The following is a 17,736-nucleotide window of genomic DNA, read 5'->3' as shown; positions in this document are numbered from 1 at the left end:
AATGTCAGTGAAGTTTTTATGACTACGTATTGATAACACCACCGAGGAGTCCGCTGTGCGTAACACTGTGATTCGATTGCTTCCAGCGCTGCTGGCCCTGCTGCTGGCAACAGGTGACGCTTATGCCGAGAGCCAGAATGAACCTCCTCCTCGGCCGGTGAAGCTGGTGACATTAGAAGCGTCTGGTGCCGCGCTGCAGCGCCAATTTCCTGCGCGCGTTGAGGCCACTACACGCAGCAATCTATCGTTTCGCATGGCGGGTGAGCTGTTAGAGCTTAACGTGACTCCCGGTCAGCGGGTAACGGAAGGCACCCTCATCGCGCGTATTGATGATCGTAATATGCGCAGTGAATTGGATAGCGCCCGTTCACGGTTAGAGCTAGCGCGGGCCACTCACGAACGCATGCGCTATACCCTAGAACGTGGAGCGATTAGCCAAGCACGGTTTGATGAATCAGAGGCGGAGTTGCGTGCCGCTCGGGCGACCTTTGAACAGGCCGAAGAGCAACTGGAAAATACCCAGCTGCGCGCACCTTACGATGGTGTGATTGCCCAGGTGCCGGTAGATAATCGGCAGATTGTCCAGGTGCAGGAAACCGTGGCGGTGATTCAGCAGCCAGGGCAGCTTGATGTGATCTTTCATTTACCGCAGCAAATCGTTCAGCAGATACCCCACAGTGACGAGGTGACCCCGTTTGAAACGGCGATGGCCTTTGAAGTGCGGTTTGGCAATAGCGAAAAACCTTACCTTGCGCAGTTGGCGTCTTACACCACCCAGGCCAGCGCCCAAAGCTTGGCTTATGAGGTAACGCTTCGGCTACCGCAGCCCGACGATATCACGCTGCTTGATGGCATGAGCGCCACCGTGCGGCTTGATTTAGGCCAACTGTTACCCGCGTCTGAAGGTCTTGTTTGGCATTTGCCGCCTGACGCCATTAGCTATCAAGGTGAGAACTCGGAGCAGGCGGTGGTGTGGCGTTTTCAGGCACCGAACCGTGTAGAGGCGGTGCCGGTCGAGGTGGGGCGTTTAACCTCTAAGGGGTTAGAAGTGAGTGGCGAACTAGCCGCGAATGATCGTGTGGTGGCAGCGGGAGCCCATCGTGTCAGCGCTGATATGCGTGTAACACCGTGGGAAAAGGAACAGGGGCTATAAGATGGTTGATTACTTCTTACGCCACCGGGCCGCTAGTTATTTAATGACCGTGGTGCTGCTCTTCGGCGGGGCGCTTGCTTTCACTGGCATGGGGCAGCTTGAGTTTCCTGAATTTACCATTCGCAATGCGCTAGTCACTACCCAGTATCCTGGTGCTACGCCAGAAGAGGTGGAGCAGGAAGTCACCTCGACACTGGAAGAAGCCATTCAGGAAATGCCTGCGATTAAACGCATCAGCTCGGTGAGTTCAAACGGGTTTTCGCAAATTACCATCGAGCTGCAAAGCACGGTGCAAAACGATGAGCTTCAGCAGCTGTGGGATTCATTACGCCGTAAAGTTGGCGATGCGCAGGCCGCACTGCCGCCAGGCGCCAGCCAGTCACGAGTTAACGACGACTTTGGCGATGTGTTCGGCTTGATGATTAACCTGACCGGTGATGGCTATGCCATGCCCGATTTGAAAAGCCAGGCCGAGTTTCTTAAGCGTGAACTCGCCTTGGTCGACGGCGTTGAAAAGGTGTCGCTGGCGGGGGTGAGAGACGAGCGCATTTTCATTGAAGTCGACCGAGAGCGGCTACGTGCGCTGAACATTCCGCTAAGTTCACTCCAACAATTGCTGAATACGCAAAATGCCGTAGTGGACTCGGGTCACTTGAAGCAGGGGGGGCAGCGTTTCCGAGTAACGCCTTCGGGTAGTTCCGCCGATATTGAGGATTTACGCGCGTTAATCGTTAGTGAAGGTAACGGCGAGCTGGTAAGGCTGAGCGATATCGCAGAGGTTTCCCGTGGCTTGACCGAGCAACCGCAGCAGCTTTATCGCGACATGGGGCGACCGGCTATTTCCCTGGGCATCTCGTTTGAAAGCGGCGTCAACGTGGTCGAAGTAGGTGCCCGACTTGAGCAGCGGCTTGACGAACTGGAAGCACGCACCCCGTTGGGTATGGAGCTCAACGTGGTCTATGACCAGCCGAACGTGGTGGATGAGGCGGTATCCGGTTTCTTAATCAGCCTGATCCAGGCGGTGGCCATCGTCATTGTGGTGCTCATGCTGTTTATGGGCTGGCGCAGCGGCCTACTAATGGGCTTTATTCTGCTGATTACCATTATTGGCACCTTTATGCTGATGCGCATTCACGGTTTGCAATTGGAAAAAATCTCGCTAGGGGCGCTGATTATAGCGCTGGGGATGCTGGTTGATAACGCTATTGTGGTCACTGAAGGCATGCTGGTGGGCCTAAAGCGCGGCCAAAGTATTCGTGAGTCGGCGCATCAGGTGGTTCGACAAAACGCATGGCCTCTGCTGGCAGCTACGCTGATTGCAGTTGCCGCCTTTGCACCGATTGGGTTGTCGCCAGATACCACCGGTGAATTTATCGGCTCGCTGTTCTATGTGTTGCTCTATTCACTGCTGCTAAGTTGGCTGACAGCGCTGACGCTCACGCCGTTCTATTTCAAACTGCTGTTTCGCAATGTGGCGCCTAGCAGCACTGATGAAGATCCTTACAAAGGAGTGGTGTACCGCTTGTTTAGCCGCGTGATTGTGGCAGGTATCCGGCTGCGTTGGCTAACACTTGGTCTGGTGATGGTCATACTGGCAGGCGCGGTTGTCGGTTTTGGTTCCGTCAAAAATGCCTTTTTCCCTGCTTCGAATACGCCCATCTTTTTTGTTGATTACCGCACGCCGGAAGGCACCGATATTCTGGAAACCCAACGGCGGGTGGCAGAGTTGGAGGAGGTGGTTATGGAGATGGAGGGTGTCCGCCATCTCACCACCGTGGTCGGCGGCGGTGCCCAGCGCTTTACCCTGACCTATGCGCCGGAAGACCGCTATGCCAGTTATTCACAGCTAATTGTTGAAACCGATAACAAAGCGATACAGCAAGCGCGCATGGCGGATATCGAAGCGGTACTTGAGCGCGATCACAGCGATATCGACTATAAAATCGCCCCGCTGGAAGTTGGCCCTGCCCCGAAAGCCAAGATCGAAGCCAGGTTTTACGGCAGCGACCCCGCCGTATTACGCCAGCTAGGTGATCAAGTCGCGGCACTGTTTAGTGATACGTCCAATATGGTCAGTGTTCGCACCAACTGGCGTAACCGTGTTCAGGCCGTGGTGCCAATTTTTGCCGAAGACACCGCGCGACGGCTGGGCGTTACGCGCGAGAATCTGGCGGCCACACTGGCGCTGAGTACGAGTGGTAGTCAGGTGGGCATCTACCGTGACGGCAGCGACCTGATTCCGATTGTCGCCAGAGCGATACCCGAGCAGCGCAACGATATCGATAATGTCGGGTCGCTTAACGTATGGAGCGCCGAGCAGGGGCGCTACATCACTGCGGATCAAGTGATGCGCGATGTGACGACCCAGGTAGCAGATCCACTAATCATGCGCCGCGACCGCGAGCGCATGCTGGCGGTATATGGCGAACCCGACCCGCTAAGCGGAGTGACGGCGGCTAGTGTATTGGCTCAAGTTCGACCCCAAGTAGAAGCGCTTGAATTGCCACCCGGTTATCGGCTTGAGTGGGGTGGTGAATTTGAGACCGCCGGTGAAGCCCAGAGCGGCCTATTTGCATCGTTGCCACTTGGGTTGGTGATGATGTTTATTATCACGGTGGTGTTGTTTAACAATTTCCGTCAGCCGCTGGCGATCTGGTTTTTGGTGCCGTTGACCATTGTCGGCGTAGTGGCCGCGTTACTGCTAACCGGGTTGCCTTTCTCGTTTATGGCGCTGCTGGGCACGCTGAGTTTGATCGGGATGGTGATCAAGAATGCCATTGTTCTGGTAGAAGAGATCAATGTGCAACTGCCGTTGCACAAAGATCGCTACCACGCCGTGGTGCGCGCCGCCATTAGCCGCGTGCGCCCCGTTTCAATGGCTGCGCTAACCACCATGCTGGGGCTGATACCGCTGATTAGTGATGCATTCTTCGCCAGCATGGCGGTCGCGCTGATTGGTGGCCTTGGTGTTGCCACGCTGCTTACTCTTATCGTGCTACCGGTGATCTATTGCGTGCTTTACCAGATCAAGATCCATGAGGATTCATCGAGCACTTAATTCAACGCAGCAGCGACCTCTTCAACTTGTAGCGCTAAGCTTTGTAGGCCGCCACCGGAGAGGTACCAAAGTGCCGGGGTTAGCATCACTAGCTGAGGGGTAGTACCTGCCTCGGCTAGTGCTTGGCGCAGTTGGTCGGCATCCGCAGGTTCATTGCCAATGGCGGCGCTGCGATCAATGACCAGCATAACGTCTGGTTTGATGTCGGCAATGGCATCAGCAGAAAGCGGTGTAAAGGTGCGTTCACCACGGGTTTCTGAGGTCACACTCGCCGGCATGCTGAGCGCTTCCACGCCTAGCACATCGTGAACGACGGGATGTTGGTTAAGCATCAGGTTGCCGCCGTTGTGAGTGACGACCAGTGTCCTGGGGGCATTGCTGAGTGCCTCGCGTAGTGCGTCAATCTCTGTGTGGAGCGTTGCAAGTGCCTCATCGGCTTCACTTTCCGCCTCAAATTGGCTGGCGAGCTCACGCACGTTGTCGTCAAACGCTGTGAGGTAGTTATCGCCTTGCAAACTGGTGTTAAGTAGCGGTGCAATATCGCCAAGCTCTTCTTCCCAATCGCCCTGGCGGCCAGTGTAGAGAATCAGGCTAGGTTCGCTAGCGCTGATGGCCTCCATGTCCGGTGAGCGTAGGCCACCAATATCGCTATAACGGTCGCTAGCGTATTGCTCTAGGTAGGTGGGCAGGCTCTGCTTGGGGACGCCAACCACCTGCTCGCTCAAGCCCAGTGCATCTAGCGTATCTAGACTGCCTAAGTCGAAGGTGGCGATGCGCTGTTCGGCATGAGCGTTTACGCTGATGGCTGAAAACAGTACGGCTGTAGCGAATGTAGGGACGAATTTAGTGGCAAAAGAGGTAGGCTTCATCGTAGCTCCTTTTATGAGAAAGTGTTTTATATGCGATGGTTTCTCATATTCTCAAAAGAAGAGGCGCTATGTCGCCTTTTTATAGCGGAACAAGCTGTTGCGCAAAGCGTGACCGCCCTCACAGAAGAGGGCGGTGCTATGAAGACTAGGTTGTGATGAGGCGTTTATAGGACAAGTTTATGAAGCGACACGGAAGGGGTTGCGAGGGTCGTTGTCCCAGGCTAGGAATGGTTTGCCGGTTTCTTGAGGCACCATGGTGATGCAATTCTCCACTGGGCAGGTGATTTGGCATAAGTTGCAGCCAACGCACTCGTCTTCGATTACCTCGTAACGGCGTGCGCCATCTTGCTCGGTAAGCTTGGCAATCGACTGGTGGGAGGTATCCTCGCAAGCGATATAGCAGCGACCGCACTCAATGCACAGGTCCTGATCAATTTTGGCAATGGTTTTAAAGTTGATGTCCAGATGTTTCCAGTCGGTGGTTTGGGGCACGGCTTTGCGCGAGAACGATTCAATAGAGTCGTAGCCTTTTTCTGCCATCCAGCGTGAAAGGCCATCCTTCATCTCTTCTACAATGCGAAAGCCGTTGAGCATTGCAGCGGTACATACCTGTACGCTACCTGCTCCCAGGGCGATAAATTCTGCCGCATCCCGCCAGGTAGAAATACCGCCGATACCGGAAATCGGCAGCGTTGGCGTTGCCGGGTCGCGGGCAATCTCTGCCACCATATTCATCGCGATAGGCTTCACGGCGCTGCCGCAGTAGCCTCCGTGGGTACTCTGATGGCCGACCGTGGGTTTGGCGACCATATTGTCCAGGTCGATACTAGTGATCGAGTTGATGGTGTTGATCAGCGATACCGCATCGGCGCCACCCCGTAGCGCGGCCTGGGCACCCACGCGAATATCGGTAATGTTGGGGGTGAGTTTTACAATCACCGGTTTGGAGTAGTGCTTCTTACACCAGTAGGCAACTTTTTCGATCAGATCGGGATTTTGGCCGACCGCTGCCCCCATGCCGCGTTCCGGCATGCCGTGAGGGCAGCCCAGGTTGAGTTCGATGCCATCTGCGCCCGTTGCTTCCACGAGTGGCAAAATATAGGCCCAGGCTTCTTCATTACAGGGCACCATGATGGAGACAATCAGCGCTCGGTCGGGCCAGTCTTTTTTCACCTGGGTAATTTCTTGAAGATTGATCTCCAACGAGCGATCGGTAATGAGTTCGATATTGTTGAAGCCGATCACCTCGCGGTTTTTGCCATAGTGCGCAGAGTAACGTGAAGAGACATTCACCGCAGGTGGCTCTTCGCCAAGGGTTTTCCAGACGACGCCGCCCCAGCCCGCTTCATAGGCGCGTACTACGTTATAGGCTTTATCCGTGGGTGGGGCAGAGGCTAGCCAGAACGGGTTCGGGGCTTTGATGCCCGCAAAATTCACCGACAGGTCAATGCCGTTCACCACGCTGTCGCCGCTGTTTTTCTTACCCGGTGGAGTGAAAGGAAGTGTGTTCATGCGGCCTCCTGCTTGGCGGCAAGCGCTTGGTGAATGGCATGGGCAGCCAGTTTGCCGTGTTGAACGGCTTGAACGGTGAGATCTTGGCCGGAGTTGACGCAGTCGCCACCCGCGTAAACATTGGGCATTGAGGTGCGGAAGAATGCATCAACTTGGATACGTTCGCCGTCGCGGGCAAGCTCTCTGGCGGCTTCATCCGTCAGGCTAGCGCTATCAAAGCCTTGGCCAATCGCCTTGAAGATGGCATCGGCGGCAAGGTCGAATGTTTCACCAGTGGGTGTTAACTGACCAGCCTGGTCGCGGGTCTTGGCAAAACGCATACCCGCCACGCGCCCTTGATCATCCAATAAAATTTCGTCTGGCTGGGCCCACGTCACCATGCGTACGCCGTTAGCTTTGGCGATTTCTTGCTCATGATCGGTAGCAGACATCGCCTCTGTGCCGCGGCGGTAGACCAGCGTTACCTCTGTCGCACCAAGCCGGGCCATTTGAGTCGCCATATCAATGGCGGTATTGCCTGCGCCGATCACAATGCAGCGCTTGGCGACAGGTAAGCTGCCAAGGTCTTTGGTTTGGCGCAGGGTTTTAATGTAGTCAACTGCTGGCATCAAGCCGGGAGCATCATCTCCAGTGAGCCCTAGGGCACGGCTGGCACCAAGACCTAAACCGAGGAAAACGCTATCAAACTGCTGGTGCAGCGTCGCAAGCGACAAATTATCACCGAGGCGCTGGCCGTACTGAAGCTCAATGCCGCCTATTTCTAGTAGAAACTCCACTTCTTTACGGGCGAAGTCATCGGTCATCTTATAACGGGCGATGCCGTACTCATTCAGTCCGCCTGGTTTTTGTTCGGCCTCAAAAATGGTCACTTGATGGCCTAGCATCGCCAAGCGGTGAGCACAGGAAAGGCCGGCGGGCCCGGCGCCTACCACGGCGATATGGCGGCCGCTGTTGGCCGCCCGCTTGAACGGGTGGCTTTCGAACTGCATGTTGTCAGTGGCGTGGCGTTGCAGCAGGCCAATTAACACTGGCTGGCACTCTGCATCGTGGTTGCGCACACAGCTACGCTCGCAGAGGATTTCAGTGGGGCACACTCGGGCGCAGCTGCCACCTAAAATGTTGGCTTCCAGAATGGTTTCTGCTGCGCCATTAATGTTGTTTTCGCTGATTTGGCGAATAAAGCTGGGGATATCAATATCCGATGGGCACGCCTCAACGCAGGGGGCGTCGAAACAGTACAAGCAGCGCTGGCTTTCGATCATTGCTTGGCGGTGGGTTAACGGCGGATGGAGGTCGCTAAAGTTGCTTGCCAGTGTTGGTGGGTCGTAGGTGCCGACCTCTTGTGCGCTTGGCAGGTGGTCAAGTGAATGGTTCACGGTCATCTCTCCTGTTGGCTTTTTTCTTTTCTTGAGGAGCTGTTCAGCGCGTTACGGCTACCGGCGCATTTAATTCGGCACGTTTAGCCAGTAGCTCAAACACACCTGGGTAGGCGGGGCGTTTTAAGTAGCGCCCAGCACCACGCTCGGCGTGCAGTTCACCGTCTCGCCATACCCATTTCCCTTGGCTAATCGTGTGGCGAGCAATACCGCGCACCGTTTTGCCCTCGAAAATGTTGAAGTCGACATTTTGATGATGGGTTTTGGCGGAGATCGTACGTGTGCCATTGGGATCCCACACCACAATATCGGCATCGGCGCCCACTTGGATGGCACCTTTACGAGGGTACAGGTTGAAAATTTTGGCGGTATTGGTGGAAGTGACTGCGACAAACTCCTGGGGCGAGAGCTTGCCGCTGTTAACGCCTGCGTCCCATATCACTGCAAGGCGATCTTCTACCCCTGCGGTGCCGTTAGGGATCTTAGTGAAATCATCTTTGCCTGCGGCTTTTTGCTCTTCGCAGAAGCAGCAGTGGTCAGTGGCAGTGGTTTGCAAATTGCCAGACTGCAGGCCATGCCAAAGCGCTTCCTGATGCCCTTTGGGGCGGAAGGGCGGGCTCATTACGTGGGCCGCGGCGGTTGCCCAGTCGGAATGCTGGTAAACGCTGTCATCAATGAGTAAGTGTCCTGCCAGGCACTCGCCGAATACTGGATGGCCTTGCTGGCGGGCATAGGCAATTTCATCGACGGCGTCTTTGGTGGATACATGTACCAGATAAACCGGCGCGCCTAGCGTGCTGGCAATTCGAATCGCTCGGCTGGCGGCTTCACCTTCTACTTGTGGTGGGCGCGAAAGTGGGTGAGCTTCCGGCCCGGTAATGCCCTGGGCCAGTAGTTTCTGCTGCATGTGGTAAACCAGTTCGCCGTTTTCGGCGTGTACCGTAGGTACCGCGCCCAATTCCAGGCAGCGTGAAAAGCTTTCCACCAATATGTCATCAGTGGCCATAATCGCGCCCTTGTAGGCCATAAAGTGCTTGAAACTATTCACGCCGTGTTCGCGCACCAGGGTGCCCATTTCCTCTTTGACGCTCTCATCCCACCAGGTGATTGCCACGTGGAAAGCGAAATCGGTAGCCGCTTTTTCCGCCCACCCTTGCCACGTCTCAAAGGCTTCTAAGAGTGATTGGCCTGGGCTTGGAATGACAAAGTCGATAATCGTCGTGGTGCCACCCGCCATCGCGGCGGCGGTGCCGGTGTAAAAATCTTCGCTAGCCACTGCGCCCATAAATGGCATTTGCATATGGGTATGAGGGTCAATGCCACCGGGCATTACCAACTGATTGCTGGCATCAATGATGTCGCAGTTGTCGGGGAGGTCTAAATCGGTGCCGATGGCGTGGATTTTGCCGTCGACGCACAGAACGTCAGCGCGGTAAGTATCGGCATGGGTGACGACGGTGCCGCCTTTGATCAATAAACTCATCATGAAGTCCTCGTATGATTCATCAACAGGGCTACTCACCATCAGTGAGGCGGGTGTAGGCATCGGGGCGACGATCACGGAAGAACTGCCAGTTATTGCGCACCTCGCGCACCATGTCTAAATCAATTTCATGCACCAGCAGCTCGTCTTCCGTTTCGCTGGCCTGGGCTTCGATTTTGCCGCGGGGGTTGACGATGTAGCTGGAGCCGTAGAAGTTGCCAATATTCCAGGGCGCTTCTGTGCCCACGCGGTTGATAGCAGCAATGAAGCAACCGTTAGCCGCGGCGGAAGCAGGCTGCTCAAGCTCCCATAGGTACTGGGAAAGCCCGGCTACGGTAGCGGAGGGGTTGAAGATTACCTCAGCACCGTTAAGCGCCAGTGCACGCCAGCCTTCAGGGAAGTGGCGGTCATAGCAGATATACACACCAATTTTGCCGTAGGCAGTGTCGAAGACGGGCCAGTTTGATTTGCCCGGTTTGAAGAAGAATTTCTCCCAAAAACCGGCCACTTGAGGGATATGAGTTTTATGATATTTGCCGAGGTAGCTACCGTCGGCATCAAACACGGCGGCGGTGTTGTAGTAAACGCCGGTCTCTGTTTCTTCATATACGGGCACGATAATGACCATGCGGTGTTCGGCAGCCAGTTTTTGCATCATCTGACAAGTGGGGCCTTCTGGAACCCGCTCAGCGGCGGCGTACCATTTGCCATCTTGGCTTGGGCAGAAGTACGGCTGGTTAAAGACTTCTTGAAAACACAGTACTTGCACACCCTGTTCGGCGGCCTGCTGAATCATCGGTAGGTGTGCTTCGTTCATCGCATCGCGGATCGCCGCGGTGTCTAAATCGGTGCTGGTTTTGAGCCCCATTTGAATTAAGCCAATTTTCATTTTCTGCATAGAACATGCCCTCTCAAGTCATACGCGCCAACCGCATGCATACGCATGTCGGTAGGTTACTGGTCAAGTAACAAGTGTGTGATTACGTGGCGTGCAGTGGTGTCTTATTGTTGTTCAAAAAGTTGTCTTGATTGACAGCTTTTTGAACATAGTCCTTTGTGAGGTGTTGTTTCAAGTGTTTTTTAATAATTTTTATTTACTGGTTTAACTCTTTGATTTTTTAATGTTTTTATTATTTTTAGTGCTATTTTTGCTAAGTTGGTGAGGTGTCGTTCGATATTGGTGATATTTAATTTTTTGTTTTAAAACATTGCTTTATGTTGTTTTGTTTTTGATTTTGATATTTTTTATGCGTCTTTTTGGTGCGTATTTTGTTTAAATGGCTACGCTTATTAATGGCTTTTAAGATCTGCAAGGCGAATAACAACAATCACGCTAAAAGTATGTGTATGTCTGCCTGTTAAGTCAGCTTTTTGATCAATGGGTTAGTGTTTGTGATTTTGTTTTAGGCACGCTTATTGCTCTTAAAAGACTGACACCGTGAATTTACTGGGCTACAGCACTGCTGAGGAGACTATATGACTGGCTCAACATCCCGAATGGTGGACAGAGAGGGGTTAATTGAACTCGATGTAGGCAAAGACGTAGGTGATAGTCCTCGTTTCAATAAAGATATTGCGCCCACTCAGGCGAGTGAGCGCACTTGGAGTAAATGGAACATTGCGGCACTTTGGGTGGGGATGTCGATTTGTGTGCCGACCTACACATTGGGTGGTGTGTTAACCGCCTACTTTGGCCTGAGTGTGGGCGAAGCGCTTTTTGCCATTTTTCTAGCCAACGTGATTGTCCTGATTCCGCTCACTCTAAATGCCTTTCCTGGCACTAAATTTGGTATTCCATTTCCAATTGTACTGCGATCATCGTTCGGTATTTTAGGTTCTAATGTGCCTTGTTTGGTGCGGGCTCTCGTAGGCTGCGGCTGGTTTGGCATTCAAACGATGTTTGGTGGTTTGGCTATTCATCTTCTGTTATCCGAACTGGTCCCCGCTTGGGCTGCGCTGGGTGGGATAGGTGAAGTGATTGGCTTTTTTGTATTTGGTGCAATGAATCTTCTTGTGGTCATTCGTGGGGCTGAGTCGATCAAGTGGCTGGAAACCCTAGCGGCGCCATTGCTGCTTGCTGTGGGGGTTGGATTAATGATGTGGGCATGGCCGCACATGTCGATGACTGAGTTATTAGCGCAACCGCCTTCGCGCCCAGAAGGAGCGTCGGTATATGGCTACTTCTTTGCAGGGTTAACCGCGATGGTGGGGTTTTGGGCGACGTTGTCGCTGAACATTCCTGATTTCAGCCGGTTTGCCAAAAGCCAAAAAGATCAAATTGTTGGCCAAGTGATTGGGCTACCGCTGACAATGTTCTTCTTTGCAGCGTTGGGCGTTGTATTGACTGCAGCTTCAGAATCGTTGGTGGGACAAACGATCGCTGACCCAGTTAACTTGATAGGGATGATCGATAGTCCTTTTTGGGTCGTGTTAGCGATGGTGTTGATCATTGTTGCAACGCTGTCTACCAATACAGCCGCGAATATTGTCTCGCCAACCAATGACTTTCAAAATATTGCGCCAAAATGGATTAATCAGACGCGTGGCGTTCTGATAACCGGAGCAGTGGGTGTTTTATTGATGGGCTACGATCTTTTGCAGAAAGCGGGGCTCATTGCTCAAGGGGTGTCGCTTGAGCAGATGTATTCAAACTGGCTGCTAGGATACTCCAGCTTGCTTGGCCCCATTGCAGGCATCATGGCAGTGGACTATTTCCTAATTAAAAAGCAGCGCTTAGATGTGCCTAGCTTATATATGGATAACCGTGCTTATCCTGCGTTTAATGTGGCGGGTTTTATCGCGTTCGGCGTGCCGGTGGCACTGACGCTACTAGCACTGTTAACCGGCACCATGAACTGGTTCTATGACTATGGCTGGTTTACCGGTTCTGCGCTTGGCGCGATTGTTTATTACGCCGCAAGCCACGTTTTAACACCGTCTTCTCAGGTAGGACCCGCGCCACACATGGCCAGCGAGACGGCAAAACTGCCATAAACTCGTTATATGTAAACGTCGTTAATAATCAAAGCTCGGCTAAGTGCCGAGCTTTGATTATTTTGTGCTTGGCATAACCAAGTGAGCTATTTTGCGCCTTTTACAAATCCTAAAAATGCATCGACCACCCGGTTGGGTCGGCGATCATGGCGAGTGATTAGCACAAACGGAATCTGATAACGCTGAGTACCCGGCTGAAGGGCGCGCATCTTATTGGCATTAACCCATTGGGCGGCAACATGTTCTGGGAGAAAACCGATAAACCGCCCAGTGAGAATCAAAAACGCAGCGCCCTCCCGATCAGAGGCAGACGCTTGTAAATTTAACGCATCATGTGCTTTACGCGCATCGCTAGGGAGTGGGTAGCGAGGCGTTATCGCTGGATAAGCGGCAATCTGTTCAGCTGTGAATACTTCATCAGTTTCATCAAACAAGGGGTGGTCAGCGGCGCAGTAAAGAAACGAAGGCTCCTCGTACAATAGATACGTTTCTAAGCTGGAGGGTAAGTTAACCGCGGGCACTACGCCGACATGCAAGTGGCCATCCATTACGCTTCGAATAACGGCATCTGAAGGCTCCATGTGAATATTAACCGTGACTTCATGGTTTGGCGCTGTCAGCTCGGCGAGCGCATGGGTAACATGCATGGCAGGCAAGGTGACCAAGTTGTCGGTGATACCGATATTCAGCTCGCCCTTGATGGTATGATGTAATGCGTTTACATCGCTTTTAAAGGCTTCGAGCGCGGTCAGTAGCGTCAAACCTGCTTGGTAAATTTCTTTGCCTTCTTCGGTTAAACTAAAGCCGCCTCGGCCACGCTGGCATAGCGAAAAGCCTAGCCTGCCTTCTAAATCATTCATGTGTTGGCTAATGGCTGAACGGCTGATGCCTAAAGCGGTTTCCGCAGCGGTGAAACCACCGCATTCCACGACCGTTTTAAAAATACGCACCAAGCGTACTTCGTAGTCACTCATTTGGCCTAACGATGCCATGGCAGCCTCTTATTAAGTAAAATAACGACTTTTATGAGCTTTTTTGCTGAAAATAGCTATACATCAAAAACAAGCCGCGCCACTATTTAGAACCGCTTACGAGGAGCCGCTGTGGTCTATCTTTCACCGTTCTTTTTATACTGTATCAGGTGTGCTCTGGGATATTTGAATAAGGCCTACATATAATGCTGCTACTTCGCAGTGATCGGGTAACTAACAAAAGCCAGGCAATGCCTGGCTTTCGGCGCCAAAAGCAGCGCGTTATTACGCTCTATGTTTTGTCGTTATGTATGATGATTGCGCTGTTTGGCTGGTTGCTCAAAGGCCAATATCACCAAGAAGTCAATGCGGCTGAGTCCCGTGTGATTGCCCGTGCGAATGTGGTGTCAGAATGGGTAACAGGAATGTTTGGGCAGAGCAGCCAAGGTTTGTTTAGCCTGGCCGAGTTGCTCAATGTTCACCAAGAAAACTCTTTGGGGTTGGATGGTTTAGAGGCGGAAAGTGCAACTGCCGTCCAGCGAGCGCTCGACAATCTTACCGAGTATGTGTCACTGATCGATAGTGTTAGTGTCTTAGACCCTCAGGGGCGCCTACGTTTAAGCAGTAACGCTAATCGACATGTTGGGGAGGGGATTGGCGACAGCGCCTTTTTCCGCACCTTTCAACAAGGTGGCCAAGACGAAATGATGACGCCGCTTATTTGGTCGACAAGCAAGCAGCGTTTCTTTCTCTATCATGGCAGGCGTCTAGTGAATGACCAGGGCGACTTCGCTGGTGTGATTATGTCTCGTATCATGCCGCATATCCTCAATAGTGCGCTGCAGCAAATGCGACTGTACGACGGTGAGAGTATGGCGCTGATAGATGAGAGTCTAAAAGTGGTTGCTCGGCACCCGGCTCCCCATGAAGGAATGCTCATTGGTAGCCAACTTGATGCACCTGAGACACAGCAGTGGTTAAACAGCGGTAGTGTTACTCGGACATTAGCCGCAATCTCGCCCCTTGACGGAAGTAAACGCTTATTTCACATGCAACGCATTAGTGGCTATCCGGTATTTGTTGCAGTGGGCGTTGACCTTCATACGCTGATGGCAGGATGGCGCCAGCGTTTGCTGGTGTTATTGCTGGTCGTTGGTTTGATTACGCTGTTGGGGGCTTGGGGTGTTCGCCACTACTTAAACCGCCTTGCGTTAGCTTACCAACTACATGAACGAATAAAAGAACGAGAGCTAGCAAGAGCCGAAGCGCAAGCGCGTGGCGCGCGTATGGATGCCTTAGTCCACTCGATTCAGGATTTGATTTTTGTATTTGATGTGGAAGGGCGCTTTAACTATATCCATGCGGCCTCCCCTGAGCAGTTGCTTGTTAAAAGCCAAGATGCGCTGGGAAAACACTTTTCACATGTCTTGCCTGTTCCCTTAGCTCGTGCATTTGCCGCCGTTTTTGAGCGAGTGCAGCAGTTGCATAAAGTAGAAAGGTTTGAATATCCGCTGACCATTGATGCACAGCCACACCATTTTCATGCCACCGTGAGTCCGCTAATCAGTAGTGCTGGACAGTTTGAGGGAGTGTTATCGGTGAACCGTGATATTACCGAAACGAAGCGCGCAGAAGTTGAGCTGCAGATTGCAGCAGCTGCTTTTCAAGCACATCTGGGCATCATAGTAGCGGATGCACGGGGAAATATTTTAAAAGTTAATGAGACGTTTAAGCGTATAACCGGCTATAGCGATGCTGAGGTGATCGGTAAGAACCCGCGTATATTTAGCTCTGGCCACCATAACGCAGCGTTTTATCGTCGTTTGTGGAAGCGGGTGATGACCACAGGAAGTTGGGAGGGAGAAATCTGGAATCAGCGCAAAAATGGTGAGCTATTCCCTGAGTGGCTGACGATCAGTGCTGTTTACGATGCAGACGGTGTACTGACTAACTACGTTGCCACCATGAGTGATATTAGTGAGCGCAAAGCCGCTGAGCAAGAGATCCACCAGCTTGCGTTTTATGATCCATTAACGGGCTTCGCAAATCGACGCTTGTTTATGGACAGAATGGAGACAGCACTTAAAGAGCTAAACCGCCATCAGCGCTGTGGAGCGTTGTTGGTAATCGATATTGACCGTTTCAACCATATTAACGATACCTTGGGGCACCTCGCCGGCGATCAGTTGCTTCAGCGGGTTGCCCAGCGGTTTGGCCAAATGTTGCGCGATACCGATACGTTGGCTCGCCTGGGTAGTGATGAATTTGCGGTGCTTATTGAAGACATCGATGGAAGCCCACGCCAGACACGCCGCTTAGCAGAACATATTGCCCAGAAACTTCTGGTGGCGCTTGATGAGCCGGTTAATTTTTCTGAAGAGCAAGTTATGGTCACCGCATGCGTTGGGATTACGGTTGTGTCCGATAGCCAGCGAAGTGCCGAAGACTACCTTCAGCAGGTCGATATGGCCTTGTTACAGGCGAAAGCGAGTGGGCGTCGTGCCATACGCTTTTTTGATCCTTCGATGCAGGCTACGCTACTGGCGCGGGTTAAGCTTGAAGCCGACTTGCGGCAGGCATTGGAGAGTCACCAATGGCGCCTCTATTACCAGCCTCAGGTTAATCGCTTTGGCCACTGTACGGGAGTTGAGGCACTGCTGCGCTGGCAGCATCCAGAGCGTGGCATGGTGTCACCTGGCGAGTTTATTCCACTCTTAGAGAGTACCGGGCTGATTAATGAGGTTGGTGAGTGGGTCATTGAAGATGCATGCCGTCAGCTAGCTTGCTGGGCAGCAACGCCACACCTGCGTGAACTGACGATTTCGGTGAATATCAGCCCACTGCAGTTTCGCGATAGTGAGTTCTTATCTCGCTTACAGCAGGTTTTTGTGCGTACAAAGGCACCGCTTGAGCGCCTCAAGCTTGAAGTTACCGAGTCGTTGTTTGTGGAAGCGCGCGACGATGCCCGTGACAAAATGCTGAGCCTGAAAGCCCAAGGTGTACGTTTTTCTCTGGATGATTTTGGAACCGGTTATTCATCGCTGGCGTATCTTGCGCAGTTGCCACTTGATCAGCTTAAGATCGATCAGTCGTTTGTCCATCAAGTGTTAGAAAGCAGTGCTAATGCGGCCATTGTGGAGAGTACGATTGCCCTGGCAAAAAGCTTAAATCTTGATGTCATTGCCGAAGGCGTCGAATCAGAGAGCCAGAAAGCGTGGCTGCTGGCTCATGGCTGCCAAGCTTTTCAAGGTTATTTATTTGGACGCCCTATGCAGGTAGACGCTATTGAGAAAACGTTTTTAGCTCAACAGCGCTCCTGATGATTGCAGTTCTGTCAGTAAATTGGTGTGGGTATCAGCGTCATTGTCGGGGGTAATCACCTCAAGCCGCGAATCCTGCCGCCAGGCGCTATTGCCGAGACTAAGTGTTCCATCGGCTCGATTGAGCTGCTTCCAGCCCTGCTCGGTATGAAAGACGCCTTTTACTCGCGCAGATGAGGGAAACTCACCTAAGTGGGCGGCCAAACGATCAAGGTCAAAGCGTTCATTGGGGTGCCAGCGAAGGCCTGTGCTGGTGTATCCAAGGGCGCTAGCCGTCTTATGCTGAGGTTGGCCCTGCGGAGGGGGAGCATCAAAAAAAGCGCCTTCCAGCGTGGGGGTTGTTATCATTTGACGATGCGTATCAGGGACAGCGGTATCTTGTTGGGCACGGGTCTGGGTGCTGTTCAACAGCAGCGATAGCGGCATCGTGCCATGCTCACTGCGATGAACCCATTTGCGTGGTGGCCAGAGTTCCGTCACAAACTGCTGCGCATGGTCGTGTTGTTCGGTACTAGCCTGCTCACCCATCGTAATGGCGATGGCATCGGCCATGGCTAACTGATCTTGAAAGGTCTCGTGTTCACGGACCCGAGATTCATCTAACCGGCGCGGATCTAGGGTAGCAATAATATCGTGAACGGCCACAACGTCTTGAAAGGCTTCGCCGCGCAGCAGATCGAGTAAGCCGGCGGGATGGCCAAGCCCCGAAGGCTCAATTATGACGCGGTCTGGTTTGTTGCGGGCGAGCAAATTGACCAGTGCAGCCTGCAGCACAAAAGCTAATTGGCAACACAGGCAGCCGCCGGGGAGCCCCTTGACGACGACATCGTCACGCTGCTCAAACATCGCTTGATCAATGCCAATCTGGCCAAACTCATTGACTAAAATGGCCCACTTCTCATCCACAGGCTTTTGTTCGATTAGGCTGTGGATAAGCGTGGTTTTGCCGCTGCCGAGAAAGCCTGTAATGATATGCACGGGCACGCGAGTGGCTGACAAC

11 protein-coding genes are annotated in these 17,736 nt (G+C 52.8%); 4 read left to right on the top strand and 7 right to left on the bottom strand.

Translation table 11 applies throughout. The features are described from left to right. Positions 1 to 55: 55 nt before the first annotated feature. Positions 56 to 1,153 (top strand): efflux RND transporter periplasmic adaptor subunit, encoded by a 1,098-nt coding sequence (locus NF683_RS04195; RefSeq protein ID WP_253921340.1) that lies wholly within the window; start codon positions 56 to 58, stop codon positions 1,151 to 1,153. 1 nt (position 1,154) lies between these two features. Continuing rightward, on the top strand, positions 1,155 to 4,211 hold the full coding sequence (locus NF683_RS04190; protein WP_253921339.1) for an efflux RND transporter permease subunit: 3,057 nt from the start codon (positions 1,155 to 1,157) through the stop codon (positions 4,209 to 4,211). Here NF683_RS04190 and NF683_RS04185 read toward each other — a convergent pair. The 5 genes from NF683_RS04185 to NF683_RS04165 form a co-directional block, all read right to left on the bottom strand. Further along, on the bottom strand, positions 4,208 to 5,080 hold the full coding sequence (locus tag NF683_RS04185; RefSeq protein ID WP_253921338.1) for an ABC transporter substrate-binding protein: 873 nt from the start codon (positions 5,078 to 5,080) through the stop codon (positions 4,208 to 4,210). The genes NF683_RS04190 and NF683_RS04185 overlap by 4 nt on opposite strands. A 177-nt stretch (positions 5,081 to 5,257) precedes the next feature. Continuing rightward, entirely contained in the window at positions 5,258 to 6,592 is a 1,335-nt protein-coding gene (gene preA / locus NF683_RS04180) for an NAD-dependent dihydropyrimidine dehydrogenase subunit PreA (RefSeq protein ID WP_089040645.1), read from the bottom strand. Continuing rightward, positions 6,589 to 7,974: an NAD(P)-dependent oxidoreductase gene (locus NF683_RS04175; RefSeq protein WP_275050929.1), complete on the bottom strand. Its 1,386-nt coding sequence runs from the start codon at positions 7,972 to 7,974 to the stop codon at positions 6,589 to 6,591. The genes preA and NF683_RS04175 overlap by 4 nt, the downstream gene beginning before the upstream one ends. A gap of 37 nt (positions 7,975 to 8,011) precedes the next feature. Next, positions 8,012 to 9,451 carry a dihydropyrimidinase gene (gene hydA / locus NF683_RS04170; protein WP_253921879.1) on the bottom strand — a complete coding sequence of 480 codons (1,440 nt, stop codon included), beginning with the start codon at positions 9,449 to 9,451 and terminating at the stop codon, positions 8,012 to 8,014. A gap of 31 nt (positions 9,452 to 9,482) precedes the next feature. After that, positions 9,483 to 10,349 carry a nitrilase-related carbon-nitrogen hydrolase gene (locus NF683_RS04165; RefSeq protein WP_253921336.1) on the bottom strand — a complete coding sequence of 289 codons (867 nt, stop codon included), beginning with the start codon at positions 10,347 to 10,349 and terminating at the stop codon, positions 9,483 to 9,485. A 578-nt stretch (positions 10,350 to 10,927) separates the two neighbouring features. Between NF683_RS04165 and NF683_RS04160 the strand changes: the two genes are divergently transcribed. Then, positions 10,928 to 12,445 carry an NCS1 family nucleobase:cation symporter-1 gene (locus NF683_RS04160; RefSeq protein WP_089040647.1) on the top strand — a complete coding sequence of 506 codons (1,518 nt, stop codon included), beginning with the start codon at positions 10,928 to 10,930 and terminating at the stop codon, positions 12,443 to 12,445. 86 nt (positions 12,446 to 12,531) lie between these two features. Here NF683_RS04160 and NF683_RS04155 read toward each other — a convergent pair whose 3' ends face one another. Further along, positions 12,532 to 13,437, bottom strand: coding sequence for a LysR family transcriptional regulator (locus NF683_RS04155; RefSeq protein ID WP_089040648.1), 906 nt, complete (start codon positions 13,435 to 13,437; stop codon positions 12,532 to 12,534). 185 nt (positions 13,438 to 13,622) lie between these two features. Here NF683_RS04155 and NF683_RS04150 point away from each other — a divergent pair, with 185 nt between their 5' ends. After that, on the top strand, positions 13,623 to 16,736 hold the full coding sequence (locus NF683_RS04150; protein WP_253921335.1) for a bifunctional diguanylate cyclase/phosphodiesterase: 3,114 nt from the start codon (positions 13,623 to 13,625) through the stop codon (positions 16,734 to 16,736). On the opposite strand, the gene NF683_RS04145 is transcribed toward NF683_RS04150, so the two are convergent. Beyond that, the gene (locus NF683_RS04145) at positions 16,716 to 17,735 is read right to left on the bottom strand and encodes a CobW family GTP-binding protein (protein ID WP_089040650.1); all 1,020 of its coding nucleotides are present in this window, start codon (positions 17,733 to 17,735) and stop codon (positions 16,716 to 16,718) included. The two genes, NF683_RS04150 and NF683_RS04145, sit on opposite strands and share 21 nt — an antisense overlap. Between the last annotated feature and the right edge of the window lies 1 nt (position 17,736).

Origin of the sequence: Halomonas sp. MS1, assembly GCF_024182575.1 — a bacterium.
Classification (GTDB): domain Bacteria; phylum Pseudomonadota; class Gammaproteobacteria; order Pseudomonadales; family Halomonadaceae; genus Vreelandella.
Note: the sequence above shows the minus strand (reverse complement) of the source record. Positions and strands in the feature narration are given on the sequence as shown.

Excerpts from the sequence above, each read along its gene's own strand:
- NF683_RS04190 (WP_253921339.1), top strand. The coding sequence starts at position 1,155 with ATGGTTGATTACTTCTTACGCCACCGGGCCGCTAGTTATTTAATGACC.
- NF683_RS04185 (WP_253921338.1), bottom strand. The coding sequence starts at position 5,080 with ATGAAGCCTACCTCTTTTGCCACTAAATTCGTCCCTACATTCGCTACA.
- preA (WP_089040645.1), bottom strand. The coding sequence starts at position 6,592 with ATGAACACACTTCCTTTCACTCCACCGGGTAAGAAAAACAGCGGCGAC.
- NF683_RS04175 (WP_275050929.1), bottom strand. The coding sequence starts at position 7,974 with ATGACCGTGAACCATTCACTTGACCACCTGCCAAGCGCACAAGAGGTC.
- hydA (WP_253921879.1), bottom strand. The coding sequence starts at position 9,451 with ATGAGTTTATTGATCAAAGGCGGCACCGTCGTCACCCATGCCGATACT.
- NF683_RS04165 (WP_253921336.1), bottom strand. The coding sequence starts at position 10,349 with ATGCAGAAAATGAAAATTGGCTTAATTCAAATGGGGCTCAAAACCAGC.
- NF683_RS04160 (WP_089040647.1), top strand. The coding sequence starts at position 10,928 with ATGACTGGCTCAACATCCCGAATGGTGGACAGAGAGGGGTTAATTGAA.
- NF683_RS04155 (WP_089040648.1), bottom strand. The coding sequence starts at position 13,437 with ATGGCATCGTTAGGCCAAATGAGTGACTACGAAGTACGCTTGGTGCGT.
- NF683_RS04150 (WP_253921335.1), top strand. The coding sequence starts at position 13,623 with ATGCTGCTACTTCGCAGTGATCGGGTAACTAACAAAAGCCAGGCAATG.